The organism is Pseudoxanthomonas sp. JBR18, from assembly GCF_028198165.1.
Taxonomy (GTDB): domain Bacteria; phylum Pseudomonadota; class Gammaproteobacteria; order Xanthomonadales; family Xanthomonadaceae; genus Pseudoxanthomonas_A.
The window spans coordinates 1233421-1252977 of record NZ_CP116339.1 but is presented as its reverse complement, the minus strand read 5'-3'; the positions used below and the strand labels follow the sequence as shown (position 1 = coordinate 1252977).

Sequence of the window (19557 nt, the reverse complement as noted above, 5' to 3'; positions counted from 1 at the left end):
TGCGTGGCCGCGTCGCCACCCGGGATGGGCAAGCGTGGCCGGGGCCGTTACAGTCGGCCGGCACCATGGATGGACACCAGGCAAGCAGGGACGATGCAGCGCGAGGCGAGTGAGACGGGGAAGGGGATGAGCGCAGTGCCGCAGGCCGCCACGCAGGTCCCGGTCCTGGACACCTATCGAGAAGTGGTCACGCCCGAAGGCGTGGCCCTGCAGTTGCCGACCGCCGGGCCGGTGCCGCGCGCGATCGCCTGGGGCGTGGACCTGGTGGTGCGCGTGGCCCTGATGCTGGTGGTCTCGCTGCTGCTGGCCCTGCTGGGCAAGCTGGGCGCCGGGCTGACCGCCATCGCCAGCTTCCTGATCCAGTGGGCCTACATGATCGTGCTGGAAGCCCTGTGGCATGGCCAGACCCTGGGCAAGCGGGCGATGCGCCTGCGCGTGGTCCAGGCCAACGGCGCGCCGATCGGCTGGCTGGCCTCGATCACCCGCAACCTGTTGCGCGTGGTGGACATGCTGCCCTTCGCTTACGCCACCGGGCTGGTGGTGAGCCTGATCGACCCGTCCGCACGCCGCCTGGGTGACCTGGCCGCCGGGACCGTGGTGGTGCATGCCGAATACACCGAGGCCGGCGCGCGGGCGCCGGTCAACGCCCTCTACGTGCCGCAGGTCGCCCTGCGCCCGGCCGAGCAAGCGGCCATCGTCGCCTTCGGTGAGCGCGCGCCGGGGCTCACCCCAGAGCGCCAGGCCGAACTGGCCGACCTGGTCGAGCCACTCACCGGCGCGCGTGGCGCACCGGGCGTGCTGCGGTTGTTCGGCATGGCCAACTGTTTGTTGGGACGGCGATGAAACAGGAGCAGTTCATCGCCCGCCACCAGCACGAATGGGTGGAGCTGGAGCACTGGCTGCGCACCCGCGCCGACGCGCGTCGTGCCCAGGACACACGCAACACCGATGCGTTGGGCGATGAGGCGGTCCCGCAGCGTTACCGGCGCATCGCCCAGCAGCTGTCGCTGGCGCGCCGGCGTGGCTACAGCCCGCAGGTCACCGCCCGCCTGCAGGCCTTGATGGAACAGGGCCACCAGGTGCTTTACCGGACCCCGCCGGTGCGTTGGCGCGCGGCGCTGGAATTCCTGCTGGCGGGGTTTCCTCGACTGGTGCGCAGCGAGGCCGCTTGCATGTGGGCCTCGCTGGCGTTGTTCGCGCTGCCGCTGGTGGGCATCGCGGTGCTGCTGCAGGTCCGGCCCGAACTGATCCACGCGCTGATCGACCCACGCCAGCTGGCGCAGATGGAGCGGATGTACGACCCGTCCAATGCCCGCATCGGCCGCGACAGCGGCAGCGACTGGACGATGTTCGGTTACTACATCATGCACAACACCGGGATCGGCCTGCAGACCTTCGCCAGCGGCCTGCTGGTGGGCGTGGGCAGCATCGTGGTGCTGATCAGCAACGGGCTGACCATCGGGGCGGTGGCCGGGCATCTGACCCGGATCGGCTCGGGCGGACCGTTCTGGAGTTTCGTGTGCGGGCATGGCGCCTTCGAGCTGACCGCCATCGTGATCGCCGGCGGCGCCGGGCTGCAGATGGGACTGCACTGGCTGGCGCCGGGCCGGCGCAGCCGCGGGCAGGCGTTGGTCCAGGCCGGGCTCAAGGGCGCGCGGCTGTGCCTGGGCGTGGCCTTCATGCTGCTGGTGGCGGCCTTCATCGAGGCCTTCTGGTCCTCGATTGCCAGCGTCCCGTACCCGGTCAAGTACGCGGTGGCCGCGGTGCTGTGGACCGGCGTGCTGACCTGGCTGTGGCGCGGCGGGCGCGGGCTGGATGCGGGGCAGGCCGATGCGCGCTGAGCATCTGACTGTCGAGCTGCGCGCCCGTTCGCCGTGGGAAGCGGTGGAACTGGGCACCGCGCTGGTCCGGCGCCACGCCCGCGCGGTTTGGGCGCCGTGGCTGTGGGTGGCCGTGCCGGTCTTCGTGCTGGTCAACACGGCCGCCTGGGCGCTGTCCATGCCGCTGGCCTCGTGCCTGGCGCTGTGGTGGATCAAGCCGCTGCTGGACCGCGTGCCGCTGTTCGTGATCTCGCGCGGGGTGTTCGGGCAGACGCCGACCACGCGCCAGACCCTGGCCGCCCAGTTGCGCTGGGGCTGGGGACCGATGCTGGGCTATCTCACCTGGCGCCGCTTCAGCCCGGCGCGTGCGCTGTACCTGCCCATCGAACTGCTGGAAGGCGAGCGCGGTCCGCGCCTGCGCCAGCGGCGCGCGGTGCTGGGCGCCACCGTCTACGGCAACGCGATGGTGCTGGCCCTGGTGTGCCTGGCCTTCCAGCTGGCGGTGGCACTGGCCTGCGTGGCGCTGGTGTTCCTGTTCGTGCCGGTCGACTACCTGCCCGAGGCCGCACGCGCAGGCCTGGCCTTGCTGCGCGATCCGCCGCTGTGGGCGCAGTTGGGGCTCAACACGGCCTTCTGGATCGGCGTGGGCGCGATCGAGCCGTTCTTCGTCGGCGCCGGGTTTGGGCTGTACCTCAACCGGCGCACGCAGATCGAGGCCTGGGACGTGGAGATCGCCTTCCGCCGCCTGCGCCAGCGGCTGCAGGCCGCCTCGACCGGCTTCGTGCTGGTGCTGTGCCTTGTAGGGTTTGTCGGGCCGTCGCGCGCGCAGGCCCCCGCGCCCGGGCAGGCGCCGCCGCCCGGCGTCGAGCAGGTGTTCGGTCAGGCGCGCGTGGACGATCACGCGTTTCGCAAGGCCGTGGATACCGCGTATCACGACCCGCTGATCGACCGCCACCGCACCGACCGGCACTGGCAGCGCCGGCCGCAGGACGCGCCCGAGCCGATCCAGCGCGAGGCGCCGGACCTGTCCTGGCTGCGGGGCCTGCAGGGCGTGCTGGCCTTCATCGGCGAGTGGGGGTTGTGGATCCTGCTGGCGCTGGTGGTGATTTTCGTCCTGGCCAGCGCCAGGCACTGGTGGCCGTGGATGCGCGGGGTGCGTGCGCCGCGCGCCGTGCCGAGCGAGGCCACTTCCAGCGCCATCGAACTTCCCGAGGTCCTGCCCGAGGACATCGCCACCCAGGCCCGCGCGCTGTGGCGCGACGGCCACCGGCGCCGTGCCCTGGCCCTGCTGTACCGGGCCAGCGTGGAGGCGATGACCGCGCGCGCTGGCGTGGTCCTGCCGCCGGGGGCGACCGAGTCGCAGTGCCTGCGTGCCTCGCGCCGACAGCCCGAGGACGCCGACCGCAGCCTGTTCGCGCGCATGGTGCGGGTGTGGCAGCTGGCGGCCTATGCCCAGCGCCTGCCCGACGATGCCGATTTCGAGGCGCTGGTGGGCGACCTGCAGGCCAGCTACCGGTGGCGCGCATGAGCGAGACCACGCGCGGGGCGAAGGGCGGGCTGATCGCGCTGGCGGTGGGCACGTGCGTGTTCGTGCTGGTGGCGTGGTTCGTCCACACCTACGAGCGGGTGGAGCGAACCGTGACCCTGCCGCCGGTGGGCGAGGCGGCGTGGAATCCGCTCTACGTGCTCAAGCAGGCGCTCAAGGCCGACGGCGTGCGGGTCGAGTCGCGTCCACGTTTCAATCTGCCGGTGTCCGCGCTGGGGCCACGCGACACGCTGGTCCTGCTCGACGACCCGCGCTACCTGGATGCCGCGCGCGCGCAGGCGCTGCTGGACTGGGTGGCGCGCGGCGGGCACCTGGTCGTGCGCACGCCGCCCGGTGCCCGCCTGTCCCAGCATGAGGCCATGCCGGTGCTGGATGCACTGGGACTGCAGGTCAAGGACCCCGGAGCATGCGAGCCCTTCCAGGTTGAGGGAGACGAGCGCCACGTGGAGTTCTGTCGCGCGCGGCGCTTCGTCTTTGCCGAAGTCGAGCCCGAGCTGTCGTGGGGCAACCTGCGCGACGGCTATGTCTATGCGCGCCTGACCCATGGCCAGGGCCATGTGGACGTGCTGGCCGATGTGGATTTCCTTGGCAATGGCACGCGTGCCCGCGGTGACCGACCGGCCAGCGGTGGACTGCACGACATTCCCCATCGCGTGCTGGCCCGGCAGATCCTGGCGCCCAACTACGGCCAGGGCACCATGCACCTGGTTTACGCCGTGCAGATGCCCTCGCTGTGGCGCACCGTGCTGGCGCGCGGCTGGCCTGTGTGGGTGCCGTTGCTGGTGGCGTTGCTGGGCTGGCTGTGGGCGCGTGCGCAGCGCTTCGGGCCGCCGCTCCCGGCGCCCCAGCCGGCGCGCCGCTCGCTGCTGGAGCACGTGCGCGCCAGTGGCGAGCACCTGTACCGCTACGGCAAGGGGCCGCTGCTCTACGCGGCCGCGCGCAAGGCCTTCCTGATGCGTCTGCGGCGCCGGGATCCGGTGGCCGCCGCGCTCAGTGGCGAGCCCCAGGTGGATGCGCTGGCCCGCCGCTTCGGCCTGCCGGCCGCGCGCCTGCGGCGCGCGCTGCAGGTGCCCACCCAGCGCGAGCGCCGCGAATTTGCCGACCGAATCTCCCTGTTGATGCACATGAGGAACCGACTATGAGCGAACCGTCCGACACCCCCGCCAGCGCCGACGCGTCCATCGCCGAGCGCGTGGGCGCGGTGCGCGAGGAGGTCGCCAAGGCCTTCATCGGCCAGCCCGAGGTGCTCGACCAGATCCTGATCGCGCTGCTGGCCGGTGGCCACGTGCTGATCGAAGGCGTGCCCGGGCTGGGCAAGACCCTGCTGGTGCGGGCGCTGTCGCGCGCGCTGTCGCTGGACTTCGCCCGCGTGCAGTTCACCCCGGACCTGATGCCCAGCGACGTGTCTGGCCATGCGGTGTTCGACCCGGGCAGCCAGCGCTTCGAGATCCGCCGCGGCCCGGTGTTCACTCATCTGCTGCTGGCCGACGAGATCAACCGCGCCCCGGCCAAGACCCAGTCGGCGCTGCTGGAGGCCATGCAGGAGGGGCAGGTCACCATCGAAGGCCAGTCCTTCCCGCTGGCGCCGCCGTTCCTGGCGCTGGCCACGCAGAACCCGGTCGAGCAGGAAGGCACCTATCCCCTGCCCGAGGCGCAGCTGGATCGCTTCCTGCTGAAGGTGCTGATCGGCTATCCGGACCTGGAAGACGAGAAGCGCATGGTCGATGCGGTCACCACCGGGCGCCGGGCCGGGGATTTCGATCTGTCGCGCGTGCAGTGTGTGGCCGGGGCCGAGGACGTGGTGGCCCTGCAACAGGCCACCGCCGCAGTGCAGGTGGACACGCAGGTGATCGACTACGCGGTACGGCTGGTCGCGGCCACGCGTGGTTGGCCGGGCATCGCCCTGGGGGCCGGCCCGCGCGGCAGCATCGCGCTGGTGCGCGCGGCGCGTGCGCAGGCGCTGTTGAACGGGCGCGACTTCGTGGTGCCCGACGATGTGCGCGAGGTCGCGCTGCCGGCCCTGCGCCATCGCATCGCCCTGGCGCCGGAACTGCAGATCGAGGGGCAGTCGCCGGACACGGTGCTCGGCGCGCTGCTGGCCAAGGTGGAGGCGCCGCGCAAGTGAGGCCGAGCGCCATCTGCACAGGTGGGAGCCACCCTGGTGGCGAGGAGCTTTCGCTTGAACGCGCCATCGCCGCCATGGCGGCTCCCACCAAGACGGTTCCGCGATGAGGCCAGCGCCGCTGCTGATCGCCTTGCTGTGCGCCTGGGGCCTGTCCGGGCTGGCGGTGCTCTACGCCGGAATGCCGCTGGTTGCCTGGCAGGCCACCGGTGCGGCGCTGGTGCTGCTGGCGCTGGCCGATGCTGTCTTCCTCTGGCGCCGGCCCACCCCGCAGGTCAGCCGCCAGGTGCCCGAAGCATTGGCCCTGGACCTGGAGCGTGAGGTGCGTCTGCGTATCGCCTCGCCGGGGCGCGCGCAGCGGCTGGCGGTGTTCGACCTGCATCCGGGCGGCTGGCCCTCGCAGGGGCTGCCGCGCAAGGTGGCGGTCGCGCGCGACGAGGCGGTGGAGTTCGCCTACCGCCTGCGCCCGGTGGCGCGCGGCGATGCGTGGTTCTCCGGCGTGCAGCTGCGCCTGGGCTCGTCGCTGCGTTTGTGGCGCCAGTCGCGCGTGGCCGGCGCGCCGCAGGCGGTGCGCGTGTATCCAGACTTCGCACCGCTGGCGCGGCTGGCGCTGTTCAGTGCCGACCAGGCCTCGCGGCTGGTCGGCGCGCATCTCAAGCGCCGCCGTGGTGAAGGCACCGACTTCAACCAGATGCGCGAGTACCGCGTGGGCGACAGCCTGCGCCAGATCGACTGGAAGGCCACTTCGCGCGCGCAGAAGCTGATCTCGCGCGAGTACCAGGACGAGAAAAACCAGCAACTGGTGCTGGCCCTGGACACCGGCCGGCGCATGCTGGCGCGCGAGGACGGCCTGGCGCACTTCGACCATGCGCTCAACGCCGCGCTGGTGGTGGCCTACCTGGCCCTGCGCCAGGGCGATGCCGCCGGTCTGCTGGCGACTGGCGAGCAGCCGCGCTGGGTGCCGCCGCGGCGCGGTATGGGCGGCATCGACACTCTGCTGCGGGCGTCCTACGACCTGCAGCCGGCGGCCAGCGCCTGCGACTACCTGGCCCTGGCCACCGAGCTGTCGGCGCGCCAGCGCCGCCGCGCGCTGGTGATGTTGGTGACCAACGTGCGCGACGAGGACATCGAAGACCTGCTGGCCGCCGTGCACCTGCTGCGCCGCCGCCATCTGGTGTGCGTGGCCAGCCTGCGCGAAGGCGAACTGGATCAGGCGCTCGATGCCGAGGTCACCGACCTGCCCGGGGCCATCCAGGCCGGCGCGGTGGCCCGCTACCTGGAGCAGCGCGCCGCCGCCCACGACGCACTGCGCGGCCACGGCGTGATGGTGCTGGACGTCACCACCGCGCAACTGCCCGCCGCGCTGGTGGAGCGCTATCTGGCGGTCAAGCGCGAAGGACTGCTTTAGACGTCGCCTTGATCACGGCTGCACACCTTCAACGCGACGCGTGCTGCGCTTCTGGGTGCAACCCCTTTCATCACGCACAATTCAGTCGTTCACCCGGACCGTTGCGCCGTGTTTGTCACCCATCAGGAGATCAAATGATGCAATGGAAGTCTTCATTCGTGCTCGTTTCGTTGGCAGCCGTCGCCTGCCCCGCGTTGGCCCAGTCCGACCGCGAAGTGGTCGAGAGGATGGTGACGCGCTCGGCGAACGTCTGTCCGGGGCATAGCGCCGACCGGACCACGCCCACGGTCAAGGCCACGCCGGTGGCGGCACTACGGGTGATGCTGGAACGCGGGCTGGTGATGTGTCCGGACCGTCGGCTGGACGCCGATGCGCCCGCAGTGTTCTACGGCCGGGTTGGGGTGTTTGCATGGAATCCCGAGGTCAAGGCCAGCAGCGGGGTGATCGTCAAGCAGATCGATGCCATGACCCGTCAGGACGAGTACCCACCGCAAACGCTGGTGTGGGACACCAAGGGTCAGCCGCTCAAGCAGCGCACCGTGCCTGCCTTTGAAGCAAAGCCAGGTGCTGCTGTGCTGTACCACATCGAGTAAGCGGCTTGCGGCTGCGCTGAAGGCGGCATGCCAAGCGCGCAGTCGCGCAGTGTGCCAGCGCTCTGAGGTTATGCCCTGGTCGCTGACCTGGTACATGAGCGCCCGCGAGCGCGCGAGGGTTCTACCGGGAAGCGGCATCGCGGTATGTCCCCGGCAGGGCCGATTGGATCGGGCGCTGGACGCCGAGGTCACCGACCTGTCCGGGGCGATCCAGGCCGGTGCGGTGGCCCGCTACCTGGAGCAGCGCGCCGCCGCCCACGACGCGCTACGCGGCCACGGCATGATGGTGCTGGATGTCACCACCGCACAACTGCCCGCCGCGCTGGTCGAGCGCTACCTGGCGGTCAAGTGCGAGGGATTGCTCTGATTCCGCGCGCCTATGGGAGCCGGTTCAGCGGCGATGACGCTTCATCGGTAAAGCCTCATCGCCGCTGAAGCGGCTGCCACAGTGATTCTTCTGGCTTCAGGGTTTTGCATCCTCGCAATCCGCGCAGGCCAACCACGCAGCATCCTGCGGGTAGTCCAGCGTCATCACGAAGTGCTGCCAAAGATTGGCGCCGGCGGCGCCCACGACGGGAGCATCCATGTAGGCGCCGATCCCCTCGGCGCCAAATGTGCCCTCAGGGCGCTCGGTAAACCACACCGGACCGACCGACCAACCCGCAACCATCACGTTTGGAACGCGGATAATCCGCATGTGGCCTTGCACCGCGAGAAGTTCGTCGCCGTCATCGACCACGACCCAGTCCGGATGTTCTTGATGCCAGCGATCCAGAACGGCTTTGTCGATGTAAGAAGTGACGCCGAGGCCCTTCTCAGTCTGCAGCGTCATGGCCTCCTTTCCAGCCCGCGTCGGGGCGGCTGTAGCGCCCGTATCGAGCAGAAAATCTAGAGACTCACCAGCGATTTGAAGCTGGATTCTGGGGAGGCCAGATGCCTTTTCACCATCGCTGTTGCGGGGAAACGACATTGGGATGCTGCGGGTTCCAACTCCAGGTTTCCAACCGTCTGACTCGAGCCACAGGGCTTGTTTCGGATAGTCGAATGTCCAGATGAAGTGCGATAAATAGCCAGCGCCGAGATTCCCATCATCTGCGCCTACACCAACCCCTTTTGCAAGAAACGCAGACGCGCCACAAGGGCGCCCGGGAGCATCCGGTACACCTTTCCAAAGTGGCGATCGGAGTTCGACGACGGGAAGCGCTTCTCCATCTACATCGCACCTTCGAATTTTTAGTCCGACGCGCGCTGCCGCATTGGGATCAACGACGTACAGGCCGCTTCCGCCCGGGCCTCCAGTATCGACGACGAGCCGCAGCGAATGGCCATCCTGCGCACTGAGACGTGCAAAGAAATGCCCGGCCTCGTAATCGGTGGGAATCTTTTCGCGTGCGCGCGAAGTTGGAGCCAGTACGGCGAACACGAGGCAGGGCAGCAATGCAATCCGATGCATGGGGATCATCCGTGAGGGGTTGGCTAACAAGCAGGAGCATACATGCAGGCCACATGTACCTATTGTCTTGTCTCACTCGACCAGAAGTCGTGCATGTGCCGGAAGTTGACAGGCGTGAGCGTCTTGGCGGGCACGTGGCCGCCGTCGTGCAGCCGGGGAGTACAGTCAGAGGAGAAGATTGCATCGACCAAGGACGTGATGCGCAGTTTGTGTGGGAGCGCTTCAGCGGCGATGAGGCTTCACCGAGGAAGGCCCTGTCGCCGCTGAAGCGGCTCCCACATTGGTTGCGTGTGCGAACGCCGAATCAGGCGTAAAGCAGGCCCAGTGCCTCATCGACGATCGCGTGCGGCACAAACCGCGCGCTGTCGCGGGTGATGCGGCTGTCGTCCTCGCGGATGCCGATCCCGCAGGCGGCATCGCCGATCACCCAGCTGCCGATCAGCGGGTAGCGGCCGTCGAAGCCGACAAGCGGATGCGCGGCTTGCACGATGCACGGGCCGGCGTAGGGGCCTTCGCTTTCCTGCCAGCTCCCGTCGGCCAGGTGCAAGGCGATGTTGGCGCCCTCGCGCGAATGCAGCGGCTTGCGCACCCAGCCGGGCGTGAGCGGCGCGCCGTTGTCGAAGTGCGCCTCCAGCAGGTTGGGATGGCCGCGGTGGCGCGCCCACAACAGGGGCAGGATGCCCTTGTTGCTCAATACCGCCTTCCACGCCGGCTCCAGCAGCTGCAGGCCGGAGCCGGGCAGGGCGTGGCCGAACGCCTCGGCGAACAGGTCCTCCAGCGGATACAGCTTGAACAGTGTGCCGATCACCTCGTCATCGAGATTGGTGAAGCGGCCATCCTCCGATAGTCCCAGGTCTTCGATCGCGATGAACTCGCCGCGCAGCTGCGCCTGCATCGCGCAGTCGCGCAGGTAGGCCACCGTGCCCTGGTCTTCGTTGGAGCCGCGCACCGCAGCGAACATCAGCGGCCGCGGCAGGGCCGGTGCGATCTCGGCAAAGCGCGCCACCAGCGCCTCATGCAGCGAATTGAACTGGTCCGCGTGCGCCGACAGCCGTCCTGCGGCGCGCTGGTCTTCCAGCCATTGCCACTGGAAGAACGCGGCCTCGAACAGCGAGGTCGGCGTGTCGTAGTTCAGCTCGTAGAGCTTGGCCGGGCCGCGTCCGTCGTAGGCCAGGTCCAGCCGCCCGTACAGATGCGGTTGGCGCTGCTGCCAGCTGTCGGCGATCCACTGCCAGTAGGGTTGCGGGATCGCCAGCTGTTGCAGCTTGGCTTCGTCGCGCACGACCGCATCGACCAAGTCCATGGCCATGGCGTGCAGCTCGGCGCTGGGGTCCTCCAGATCGTCTTCGATCTGGCGCAGGCTGAACGCGTAATAGGCCGTCTCGTCCCAGTATGCCGCGCCGTCGATGGTGTGGAAGTCGAACCCGCACGCGGCGGCCTGTGCACGCCAGTCGCCGCGCTCGACGATCGAGACCCTGCGCATCAGCCGCCGACGCTGCGGGTGCTGCTGCGGCTACCGAAGCCGCCGCGGCTGACGGTCAACGCGCGATTGGGAGGCGTGGTCACCGGCGTCATGCCCGCGGCGGGGGTGCGGAAGGCGTTGGAGGTGTCCGGCAGCGCGCCCGGACGCGGCCGCACCCAGCCGTTGGCCGGGCTCTGGTAGGCCGGCGCGCTGCGCAGGCCCGCGCGGTTGTTGAGCATCTGCGAGATGAAAAAGCCGGTCATCAGCGGCCCGATGAAGGCATGGCCCTGGCTGTCGCGCTGCTCGGTGCAGCGGTCCTGGCCCCAGTCGGCCTTGCACTGCTCCTGGGAGGCATAGCGCGGGGCCTGTTCGGCGGACTGGCGCTGCGCCTCGTCGAAGGCGCGCTGGCAGCTGTCGCGTTCGCCGGTGGCGCGATAGCAGGCGTCCACCGAGGTGTAGAGGCCCTCGCGCGCCTCCGGCTCGCGCTGGCAGGCCGCCAGCAGCAGCGGGGCGCTGCCCATCAGGAGCAGGGTGGCGGTTCTGGAGCGCTTCATGCGGGTCGAAATCCAGGGCATACGGCGTTCCATGATGCCTGCTGTCCCCGGCCCTGTGCCGAGGATGGCGGAATGGTCAGTTGCAGCAGCAACCGAGAAAAGCGGCGAACATGTGCCTCTCTGTTCCAGCTGCAGGCCACGGGCCTGCGTGAAGACCTTGCCATGCCCGAATACCGCTCGAAAACCTCCACCCACGGTCGCAACATGGCCGGAGCCCGCGCGCTGTGGCGCGCCACCGGCATGCAGGATGGGGACTTCCAGAAGCCCATCATCGCCATCGCCAACTCGTTCACCCAGTTCGTGCCCGGCCACGTGCACCTGAAGGACCTCGGCCAGCTGGTCGCGCGCGAGATCGAGCGCGTGGGCGGGGTGGCCAAGGAATTCGACACCATCGCCGTGGACGATGGCATCGCCATGGGCCATGACGGCATGCTGTACTCGCTACCCAGCCGCGAGATCATCGCCGACTCGGTCGAATACATGGTCAATGCGCATTGCGCCGATGCGCTGGTGTGCATCTCCAACTGCGACAAGATCACCCCGGGCATGCTGATGGCCGCCATGCGCCTGAACATCCCCACCGTGTTCGTCTCCGGCGGGCCGATGGAAGCGGGCAAGACCAAGCTGGCCGACCACAAGCTGGACCTGATCGACGCGATGGTGATGGCGGCCGATCCGAATGCCAGCGACGAGCAGGTCGCCACGGTCGAGCGCAGCGCCTGCCCCACCTGCGGCTCGTGCAGCGGCATGTTCACCGCCAACTCGATGAACTGCCTGACCGAAGCCCTGGGCCTGTCGCTGCCGGGCAACGGCACCGTGGTCGCCACCCATGCCGATCGCGAGGCGCTGTTCAAGAAGGCCGGCGTCACCGCGGTGGAACTGTGTCACCGCTGGTACGGCGCCGAGGATGCGAGTGCGTTGCCGCGCGGCATCGCCACCTTCGAGGCCTTCGAGAACGCGATGACGCTGGACATCGCCATGGGCGGGTCGACCAATACCATCCTGCACCTGCTTGCCGCCGCGCAGGAGGGCGAGGTGCCTTTCGACATGCGCGACATCGATCGCCTGTCCAAGCGCGTGCCACAGCTGTGCAAGGTGGCGCCGAACACACCGAAGTACCACGTCGAGGACGTGCACCGCGCTGGCGGGATCATGGCGATCCTGGGCGAACTGGCGCGCGGCGGCCTGCTGCATACCGACGTGTCCACCGTGCATGCCAGGACGCTGGCCGACGCCATCGCCCAATGGGACGTGGCCGTGACCGAAGACGCAGCCGTGCAGACCTTCTACAAGGCCGGTCCGGCCGGCATCCCGACCCAGGTGGCCTTCAGCCAGGCCACGCGCTGGCCGTCGCTGGACGTGGACCGCGCTGAAGGCTGCATCCGCAGCGTCGAGCACGCCTATTCGGCCGAAGGCGGTCTGGCCGTGCTCTACGGCAACATCGCCCGCGATGGCTGCGTGGTGAAGACCGCCGGCGTGGACGAATCCATCCACGTGTTCGAAGGCACGGCCAAGGTGTTCGAGAGCCAGGACGCGGCGGTCAAGGGCATCCTGGCCGACGAGGTGAAAGCGGGCGACGTGGTGGTGATCCGCTACGAAGGTCCCAAGGGTGGGCCCGGCATGCAGGAGATGCTCTACCCGACCTCGTACCTGAAATCGAAAGGCCTGGGCAAGCAGTGCGCGCTGCTCACCGATGGCCGTTTCTCCGGCGGCACCTCCGGCCTGTCCATTGGCCATGCCTCGCCGGAAGCCGCCGCAGGCGGTGCCATCGGCCTGGTGCGCGAGGGTGACCGGATCCTGATCGACATTCCCAACCGCGGCATCAACCTGCAGGTCTCCGACGAGGAGCTCGCCGCCCGCCGTGCCGAGCAAGACGCCAAGGGCTGGAAGCCGGTAGAAGTACGCCCGCGCAAGGTCAGCACCGCGCTGAAGGCCTATGCGCTGCTGGCCACTAGCGCCGACAAGGGCGCCGTGCGCAACAAGGCGCTGCTGGACGGCTGATCCGCAGATGCGCAAGCCGCTGTCGCGGCTTCTGCGCGGATCGCGGAGGCGTGGTTGGGGCGATGCGCTTTCGACCTCGCTGCTTGCGGGAGTTCGTCTGCTGCGACGTTCGCTCTCCGGATGTCGCTCGCGCCGTGGCTCGCGTGCCCGGCCGCATGCGTGCCGCCGGCCTATGCCGCCGAGCACCCCCGGCTGTGGGAGGTCTACGCCCACACGCTCAAGGGCGTGAAGTACCTCGTGCTTTCACACGCCATCGCCCTCTTACCCGGAAGGAGCGATGGCCGTCGTGCGTGCCGGGGAGTCCGGGGCTGGCCTGATCCGGCGCCGCCCATTCGGGGGCGCGTCGCTACCCATGACCTGCCGTAGAGCGGAGCTTGCTCCGCTGAAGCTTGCCCGGGAGAGCCCGGGCCGAGCGAGCTCGGCGCTACAAGGGCCGATCAGCATGCCGACGACGCGACCGCGGGCCCATGACTCGCCGGTGTGTCGCTTCCGGCGCTGAGGCTCCTGCACGAGCAGCGCCACGTCCTGCGGATGGGCACGAGCCGCTGGACACCGACGACAGCCCCGATCCGGAGGTCGAGGCCTGGCTGATGCACCACAGGTACGCTCAGGCCGATGGCGCGGCGCACCTGGACCAGTGCCGGACGTCGACGCGCTGGTGGCGATCGAATTCGCGCGGTACGAGGGAGGCACTGGCGGCGACGCGAGCTTCACCGCAATCCGACTGCCCGACTGCCCGACTGCCCGATTGCTCGCCGATCCGCCGATCCGCCGATCCGCCGATCCGCGTCGCGATGCGCCGCTGCCGCGTTCGCACAAGCCGCTGCACTGGGAGGTCGCCAAGGGCGCGCGCGCGCGCTGAAGCGCTGAGCGCACTTGATCCGGCCACGCCCGTGGCCAAGAATCCACCATCACCCAGGGAGCAGCGCAATGAAGCGAGTCACGGGAATCGGCGGGATCTTCTTCAAGGCGCGCGATCCCGGCGCGCTGGCTGCCTGGTATCGCGATCACCTGGGTCTGGAGGTGTCCGACTGGAACGCGGCCATCTTCAATTGGGGTGGCGATGGCAGCGAACCGGGCATGACCTTGTGGAGTCCGTTCGATGCCGACACCACGTACATGGCGCCCGGCACCGCGTCGTTCATGGTCAACTTCCGCGTCGCCGACCTCGACGCGCTGCTGGCCGCGCTGCGCAGCGAAGGTTGCAACGTGCTCGACGACACTCAGTCCTCCGAGCAGGGCAAGTTCGGCTGGGTCATCGATCCAGAGGGCAACAAGGTGGAACTGTGGGAGCCACCGGCAGGCCAGTAAGCGCCCGGCGCCTCACCACATCAGATCGTCCGGGATCTTGAAACGGTCCTGGTCGTAGAAGTCGTCTTCAGGCGCTGCACCGGCGGCGGTGTGGGAGGTTGCGTCTTCCTCCTGGCGGCCGTGATCGAGCAGCACCCACGACCCATCGCGTTCGTAGACCTTCTGCGCGGCGGCGCGTGGGATCAGCTCAACGCCCTCGCCGTGGCGCACGATGACCAGCGCGCCGCTGGCCAGCTGCGTGCGCAGCGTGGCGTTGACCAGCACGGTGCGGATCACGCTGCCGTCGTTGAAGCGGTATTCCACTTCGCCACTGCGTTTGACCTTGTGCGTGTCGACGATCTGGCGGATCTGCGCCTGCAGCTCCTGGCGCCTGGCCTGCGCGTTGCGCTCGGCGGCGAGGGCGCGGTCGCGTTCGGCACGCTCGGCCTGCAACCGGGCCGCATCGACCTGGTCCTGCTCGGCCGACGGCTTGGCGACCTTGCCCTTGGCCAGGCGCGCCTTGACTTGGTCGCGGGCGATCTGGTCGGCCTTGCCCTTCTTGACCAGGCCGGCCTTGAGCAGCTGCTCCTGCAGGGGATTACGCATTGGACAACGCAGACCACATGACGGGCGCGCAGTGTAGCGCCGGCCTGCCCGGATGACAGTCGATGTCCTGTGTTGGCGCGCGGGCGCGTTCGCATACAGTATCGGCCAGTCGGCCGGCCGCCTGCCTGCGCGGACCGGCGTTTGAACAGGGGAAATTTCATGTCCAGTCCTTCGCCGTCACAGGTGTCCGTACAGCTGCGCAAGACGCTCAGAGCGCAGGTCGCGGTGGAGTTGGATGCCGCCCTCGCCAACCAGGCGCCGGTCGAGGACGTGGCGCACCGACTGCGGCCAACGCTGGCACGCCTGGCCGAGATGGAGCACCGGGCCGCGCTGCGCACGCGCCGGACCCTGCGGCGCTGGATCGGCGCGCTGGGTGCGCTGCTGATGGCCGCCTTGCTGGGCATGCTCGGCCTGGCCGCCAGCGGTGTGCCGGGCTGAGCAGACGGATCTGGGCACACGCAGGGCGCCTTTGGCGGCGAACGCTTTCACGACCGCGCGCGATCCGCGCATCGGCCCCTGCGTCGACCAGACAGCGTTGCCCGCACGGCCGGTCCTGTTTGAGGTCTGCGCTGTTCAAGAAGGCGATCGATTCGGGGATGCGGGCATTTCGCAATGTGGGCAGCCTCTCGCGTCGGGGCCGCCTTCGACACACTCCCCAGCCTGGCGCCACGGACGCACAAGGGGAAGCGCCGTCGGCGAAGACAGGCGTGGTGGCGCGTGAGCGGTCGCATCTTGCAGTCGCTGGCGTGGCGGGCTGAGCGCACGCACTGCAACGCAAATGACCTGCGGCGTCCGCGCAGGGTCCGGCGCTCGAAAGGAGAATCCCGCGTTGGCGCCATTTTCAGCATGCGGCGAGCGCCGGCCTCAGTGGCTGACGGTGATCACGGCCGCTGACGCTGCGGCTTGTAAGGACAACGAAGTCGGCGATGGCCGTGCGCCATGGCCGCCATCAGGATCAGGAATCATGCGTGGCGCCGGCGTGCCGGCGCAGGTTGGTGGTCAGCCGCCTGTCTGCACGCAGTAGCGGTTGGACGAAGCGACTTCCGAGGCATCGGCCGCCGAGAAATGCACGCCGCTCCAGCCGTCTTCCAGCTTGGGGGCCTGGCGGGCGAGCTTCTTGTCCTCGATCGGGGCGTTGCGGTACAGACCGCTGAGGTGGCAGACCCCGTCGATCTCCTGCGAGTTGCCGCGCACCGTGACCTGTACGCCACCGCTGGCATCACCGGGATTGGCGATCTTGAAGACGTTGAGGTCGCTGTCGTTGCACTTGGCGTCCGTGCGGACTTCCAGCTCCAGGGCGACCACCTGGTCGGGGGTCTGGGGCGGGGCCACGCTAAGAGTGTTCTCTGCGTCGACGGTGGGCTTCCACACCGGGATCGGCGTGCGGTTGTCGTCCGGCTTGCAGGTGGGAATGCCGGGGACCAGGTCGCCCGATTCGGCCATCGCGCGGCTGCCCAGCGGCGGCGTGGACGCCTGCGCGCCGTCGGTCGGCGGGGCGCTGGGCGCAGAGGCGCCTGGCGCACCTGGCTGGATCGGATTGGCACCGCTGCGCGGCATCGCACAGGTTCCGGTGTCGCAGATCTCGTTGCCTTCGCAATCCGTGTCCGCGCTGCACTGGCGGGGCGCGGGGGGCTGCTCGGTGGCGGCCGGCGCGGCGGGTTCGGGCTTGCAGGCGGCGCACGCCATGGCCAGCGCGAGGACCCCGAAGAACTGCTTCATGAAGACTCCTGTGGTGAACCGGTGATCCACGAAACCCGCAGGGATACCCGCAGCGGCATTAAAAGGATGTTGCCACGTCCGGCATGACGCTGTTCAGTCCCGGCGGGCCGGCGCGGCAAGCCCAGCGAGATAGCCCCGCAGCATGCGATGGAGTTCGGCCAGCGCTGGCGCGCTATCCGGCTGCAACGCCAGGGTGCCGGCGGCCTTGATCACCAGGATGACCGCCGCCGCGACGGCAGGGGCGGCGCCCGGCGCGATGCCCGCACCGATCAGAATCGCCGCTACACCCTGGTGCATTTCGGTGCGCAGTTGCTGTCGCAGCGCATCGTCCTCGATGTGGTCCAGCAGCGCCAGCGCGGCGGCGCGCTCGAGCTTGAGGTCCGTGGCCAGGGCCAGCAGGTCATTGGCCAGGGCCTCCGGGTCCAAGGCGGGCGCACGCGCCTGCAGCGAGGTCAGGGCCGCACGCAGGTGTTCTGCATAGCGTTCCAGCAGGACGGCGATGAGCGCCTCGCGGGTCGGGAAGAAGCGGTACAGCGAGCCGATCGCCGTGCCCGAGCGGGCGGCGATCTCGGTCATCGTGACCGCCTGGCCCTGTTCGACGAAGAGCTGGGCGGCGGCATCGAGGATCGCGGCGACGCGTTCGCGTCCGCGCTGGCGCTTGGGGGGCACGGCCTGGGTTGACTTTTGCGAGGCCATCCTCACAATTCTCTATGCGAATCCATCCTCGCATTTTAATCCAACGCCGCGCGTGTGCGGCCCGTTCCTAGGAGCCTTTCATGCTCACCCTCCCTCTCAGCCGGACCGCGCTGGTCCTGATCGACCTGCAGCACGGGACGACTGCCATGCCGCTGCAGCCCATTACCGGCCCTGAACTGGTGACTCGCGCCAAGGCCACCGCCGCACGCTTCCGCGAGGCGGGCGCGCCGGTGGTCCTGGTCAACGTCGACTTCGGCCCGGGCCTTGTCGATGCCCCCAGACAGCCCGTCGATGCCGCGCCACGTGCCAATGGGCCGCTTCCGGACGACTGGGCCGTCCTGGTCGACGGGCTGGAGCATCCCGGCGACCTGCGGGTGACCAAGCGCCAGTGGGGGGCGTTCACCGGCACCGGGCTGGAGCAGCGGCTGCGTCGCCGGGGCATCGACACTATCGTCCTGGGCGGCATCGCCACCAACTTCGGCGTCGAGTCCACCGCCCGCCACGCCTGGGAACTGGGCTTCGCCGTGGTCATCGCCCCAGACCTGTGCGCCAGCGTGTCGACCGAACTGCACGAGATGACCCTGCAGCATGTCCTGCCGCGCGTCGCGCGCATCGTGTCCAGCGAGGCCATCGCCCTGCAGGCCTGACGTACGTGCCCAGCCGGCTCTTTCCCCATCCACGACCGGCCTGGCAACGCTGGCTGCTGCTGGTCGCGGTCTCCCTGGCCTTGGTGGTCGTGCTGGAAGCGGCGCACCTGTCGGCGGCGCTGTTGTTGGGGCCGATGGTCGCGGCGATCGGCCTGGCGGTCACCGGGGGCGCGGTGCCGGTGCACCGGGTGGCGTTCGCGTTCTCCCAGGGCGTGGTCGGCGCGATGATCGCGCGCAGCATGCCGGCCTCGATCCTGGGCGAAGTGGTGCGCGATGCGCCGCTGTTCGTTGGCTGCGTGCTGGCGGTGATCGTGGTGGCGGTGCTGCTGGGTCTGCTGCTGCAGCGCTGGCGCATCCTGCCGGGCACGACGGCGCTGTGGGGCACCTTCCCCGGCGCGGCTTCGGCGATGGCGCTGATGTCGGCCTCGTTCGGCGGCGACATGCGCCTGGTGGCCTTCATGCAGTACCTGCGCGTGGTGCTGGTGGCCGTCGCGGCTTCGATCGTCGCCCGACTGTGGCACGTGTCCGGGCATGGCGCGACGCCCATGGCGTGGCTGGCGATCGGCGACGTGCGGGCCGCTGCGCTGACCTTGGCGGTGATTACGGTGAGCGTGTGGGCAGCTGTGCGGCTCAAGGTGCCCGCCGGGCCTTTGCTGGTGCCGCTGGTGGTATGCGTGGCACTCCAGGACACCGGCCTGCTGCAGGTGACCCTGCCGCCGTTGCTGCTCGCCGCGAGCTACGCGGTACTAGGCTGGAGCATCGGGCTGCGCTTCACCCCGGACGTGCTGCGCAATGCGCTGGGCGCGTTGCCAAGGGTGCTGGGCGCCATGCTTGCCCTGCTGACGCTGTGCGGCGGCATCGCCTGGGCGCTGGTCGCGCTGGCCGGGGTCAGCCCGTTGACCGCCTACCTGGCGACAAGTCCGGGCGGCGCGGATTCGGTGGCGATCATCGCGGCATCCTCGGCGCAGGTGGACGTGCCGTTCGTGATGGCCATGCAGACCGCACGCCTGCTGGTAGTCCTGATCCTGGGGCCGGTCATCGCGCGCTGGCTGGGCCGGCGCGTGCAGACCTAGGCGCCAAACCGAAAGCGTCCTTGCGCGTGCCGGCCAGGCTCAGAGCAGGGTCCACACCAGTTGCAGGATCGCCCACAGCGAGACCGCCCAGATCGCCGTGCGCAGGTAGGGAATGCCGACGATGTACACCGGCAGATAGGCCAGCCGCGCCCAGAAGTACAGCTCGGCGGCCAGTGCGGTATGCGGTGTGCCGCGGTCGAGCGCGACCACGGCCAGTGCGGCGGCGGCGAAGAAGGGGAAGGTCTCCAGGAAGTTGGCGCTGGCGCGCTGCGCGCGTGCTGGCGGCCCGGTCAGCGGCTCGACCGGTGCGTCGCGATTGCCGGCATTCCATTTCATCCCGCGCTTCGCAGTGACCAGTGCGCCGGCGGTCAGCACGTATGCCAGTCCCAGCAGGATGGACCAGGCGAGCATCTTCAGTTCAACAGGCATGGCGGTCTTCGGCGGGTGTGTGGGGTCTGCAGTGTCGGGGGCCTGGGGTGAAGACGGCCCACACGTGTTGACTTCTGGCCATGTCGCGCGCGCCGCCCGGCAGGCAGGCTGGCGTGCAACGGCCTGGCCGATCCTTCT

Annotated in this window: 20 protein-coding genes and 1 pseudogene; 14 read left to right on the top strand and 7 right to left on the bottom strand. The window is 69.3% G+C overall.

The features are described 5' to 3' along the window. The first annotated feature begins 126 nt into the window (after positions 1-126). The 8 genes and pseudogenes from PJ250_RS05775 to PJ250_RS05740 all read left to right on the top strand — a co-directional run. Complete coding sequence (locus PJ250_RS05775; RefSeq protein ID WP_271647606.1) at positions 127-843, top strand: RDD family protein; 717 nt, start codon at positions 127-129, stop codon at positions 841-843. Further along, positions 840-1841, top strand: a complete 1002-nt coding sequence (locus PJ250_RS05770) for a stage II sporulation protein M (RefSeq protein WP_271647605.1) — start codon at positions 840-842, stop codon at positions 1839-1841. Before PJ250_RS05775 ends, PJ250_RS05770 begins: the two co-directional genes overlap by 4 nt. Next, positions 1831-3348 (top strand): DUF4129 domain-containing protein, encoded by a 1518-nt coding sequence (locus PJ250_RS05765; RefSeq protein ID WP_271647604.1) that lies wholly within the window; start codon positions 1831-1833, stop codon positions 3346-3348. Before PJ250_RS05770 ends, PJ250_RS05765 begins: the two co-directional genes overlap by 11 nt. Further along, positions 3345-4508, top strand: coding sequence for a DUF4350 domain-containing protein (locus tag PJ250_RS05760; protein ID WP_271647603.1), 1164 nt, complete (start codon positions 3345-3347; stop codon positions 4506-4508). Before PJ250_RS05765 ends, PJ250_RS05760 begins: the two co-directional genes overlap by 4 nt. Continuing rightward, positions 4505-5491, top strand: coding sequence for an AAA family ATPase (locus PJ250_RS05755; RefSeq protein ID WP_271647602.1), 987 nt, complete (start codon positions 4505-4507; stop codon positions 5489-5491). The genes PJ250_RS05760 and PJ250_RS05755 overlap by 4 nt, the downstream gene beginning before the upstream one ends. A 103-nt stretch (positions 5492-5594) precedes the next feature. Continuing rightward, positions 5595-6896: a DUF58 domain-containing protein gene (locus PJ250_RS05750; RefSeq protein ID WP_271647601.1), complete on the top strand. Its 1302-nt coding sequence runs from the start codon at positions 5595-5597 to the stop codon at positions 6894-6896. Positions 6897-7033: 137 nt separating this feature from the next. Next, positions 7034-7489 (top strand): hypothetical protein, encoded by a 456-nt coding sequence (locus PJ250_RS05745; RefSeq protein WP_271648549.1) that lies wholly within the window; start codon positions 7034-7036, stop codon positions 7487-7489. Positions 7490-7640: 151 nt separating this feature from the next. Then, positions 7641-7856: pseudogene (locus PJ250_RS05740) on the top strand (DUF58 domain-containing protein); the annotation flags it as partial. Between the two features lie 96 nt (positions 7857-7952). On the opposite strand, the gene PJ250_RS05735 reads toward PJ250_RS05740, so the two are convergent. The 3 genes from PJ250_RS05735 to PJ250_RS05725 form a co-directional block, all read right to left on the bottom strand. After that, positions 7953-8942 (bottom strand): hypothetical protein, encoded by a 990-nt coding sequence (locus PJ250_RS05735; protein WP_271647600.1) that lies wholly within the window; start codon positions 8940-8942, stop codon positions 7953-7955. 304 nt (positions 8943-9246) lie between these two features. Next, a complete protein-coding gene (locus PJ250_RS05730) occupies positions 9247-10425 on the bottom strand; it encodes a glutathionylspermidine synthase family protein (RefSeq protein WP_271647599.1) in 1179 nt (392 codons plus the stop codon). Further along, positions 10425-10958, bottom strand: coding sequence for a DUF1190 domain-containing protein (locus tag PJ250_RS05725; protein ID WP_271647597.1), 534 nt, complete (start codon positions 10956-10958; stop codon positions 10425-10427). Before PJ250_RS05725 ends, PJ250_RS05730 begins: the two co-directional genes overlap by 1 nt. A 162-nt stretch (positions 10959-11120) precedes the next feature. Between PJ250_RS05725 and ilvD the strand changes: the two genes are divergently transcribed. From ilvD to PJ250_RS05710, 3 genes are all read left to right on the top strand, one after another. After that, a complete protein-coding gene (ilvD, locus tag PJ250_RS05720) occupies positions 11121-12959 on the top strand; it encodes a dihydroxy-acid dehydratase (protein WP_271647596.1) in 1839 nt (612 codons plus the stop codon). Between the two features lie 637 nt (positions 12960-13596). Further along, a complete protein-coding gene (locus PJ250_RS05715; protein WP_271647595.1) occupies positions 13597-13821 on the top strand; it encodes a hypothetical protein in 225 nt (74 codons plus the stop codon). A 68-nt stretch (positions 13822-13889) separates the two neighbouring features. Then, on the top strand, positions 13890-14270 hold the full coding sequence (locus PJ250_RS05710; RefSeq protein ID WP_271647594.1) for a VOC family protein: 381 nt from the start codon (positions 13890-13892) through the stop codon (positions 14268-14270). A 12-nt stretch (positions 14271-14282) separates the two neighbouring features. On the opposite strand, the gene PJ250_RS05705 is transcribed toward PJ250_RS05710, so the two are convergent. Next, entirely contained in the window at positions 14283-14855 is a 573-nt protein-coding gene (locus tag PJ250_RS05705) for a DUF2058 domain-containing protein (RefSeq protein ID WP_271647592.1), read from the bottom strand. Between the two features lie 159 nt (positions 14856-15014). Here PJ250_RS05705 and PJ250_RS05700 point away from each other — a divergent pair, with 159 nt between their 5' ends. Next, a complete protein-coding gene (locus PJ250_RS05700; RefSeq protein ID WP_271647591.1) occupies positions 15015-15293 on the top strand; it encodes a hypothetical protein in 279 nt (92 codons plus the stop codon). A gap of 561 nt (positions 15294-15854) precedes the next feature. Here PJ250_RS05700 and PJ250_RS05695 read toward each other — a convergent pair. After that, positions 15855-16574, bottom strand: coding sequence for a hypothetical protein (locus tag PJ250_RS05695; RefSeq protein ID WP_271647590.1), 720 nt, complete (start codon positions 16572-16574; stop codon positions 15855-15857). Between the two features lie 93 nt (positions 16575-16667). Next, complete coding sequence (locus tag PJ250_RS05690) at positions 16668-17270, bottom strand: TetR/AcrR family transcriptional regulator (protein WP_271647589.1); 603 nt, start codon at positions 17268-17270, stop codon at positions 16668-16670. Positions 17271-17350: 80 nt separating this feature from the next. Between PJ250_RS05690 and PJ250_RS05685 the strand changes: the two genes are divergently transcribed. Together PJ250_RS05685 and PJ250_RS05680 are read left to right on the top strand one after the other, a co-directional pair. After that, on the top strand, positions 17351-17917 hold the full coding sequence (locus PJ250_RS05685; protein ID WP_271647588.1) for a hydrolase: 567 nt from the start codon (positions 17351-17353) through the stop codon (positions 17915-17917). A gap of 5 nt (positions 17918-17922) precedes the next feature. Beyond that, positions 17923-18990: an AbrB family protein gene (locus tag PJ250_RS05680; protein ID WP_271647587.1), complete on the top strand. Its 1068-nt coding sequence runs from the start codon at positions 17923-17925 to the stop codon at positions 18988-18990. Positions 18991-19029: 39 nt separating this feature from the next. On the opposite strand, the gene PJ250_RS05675 is transcribed toward PJ250_RS05680, so the two are convergent. Then, the gene (locus PJ250_RS05675) at positions 19030-19419 is read right to left on the bottom strand and encodes an MAPEG family protein (protein ID WP_271647586.1); all 390 of its coding nucleotides are present in this window, start codon (positions 19417-19419) and stop codon (positions 19030-19032) included. Positions 19420-19557: the final 138 nt, after the last annotated feature.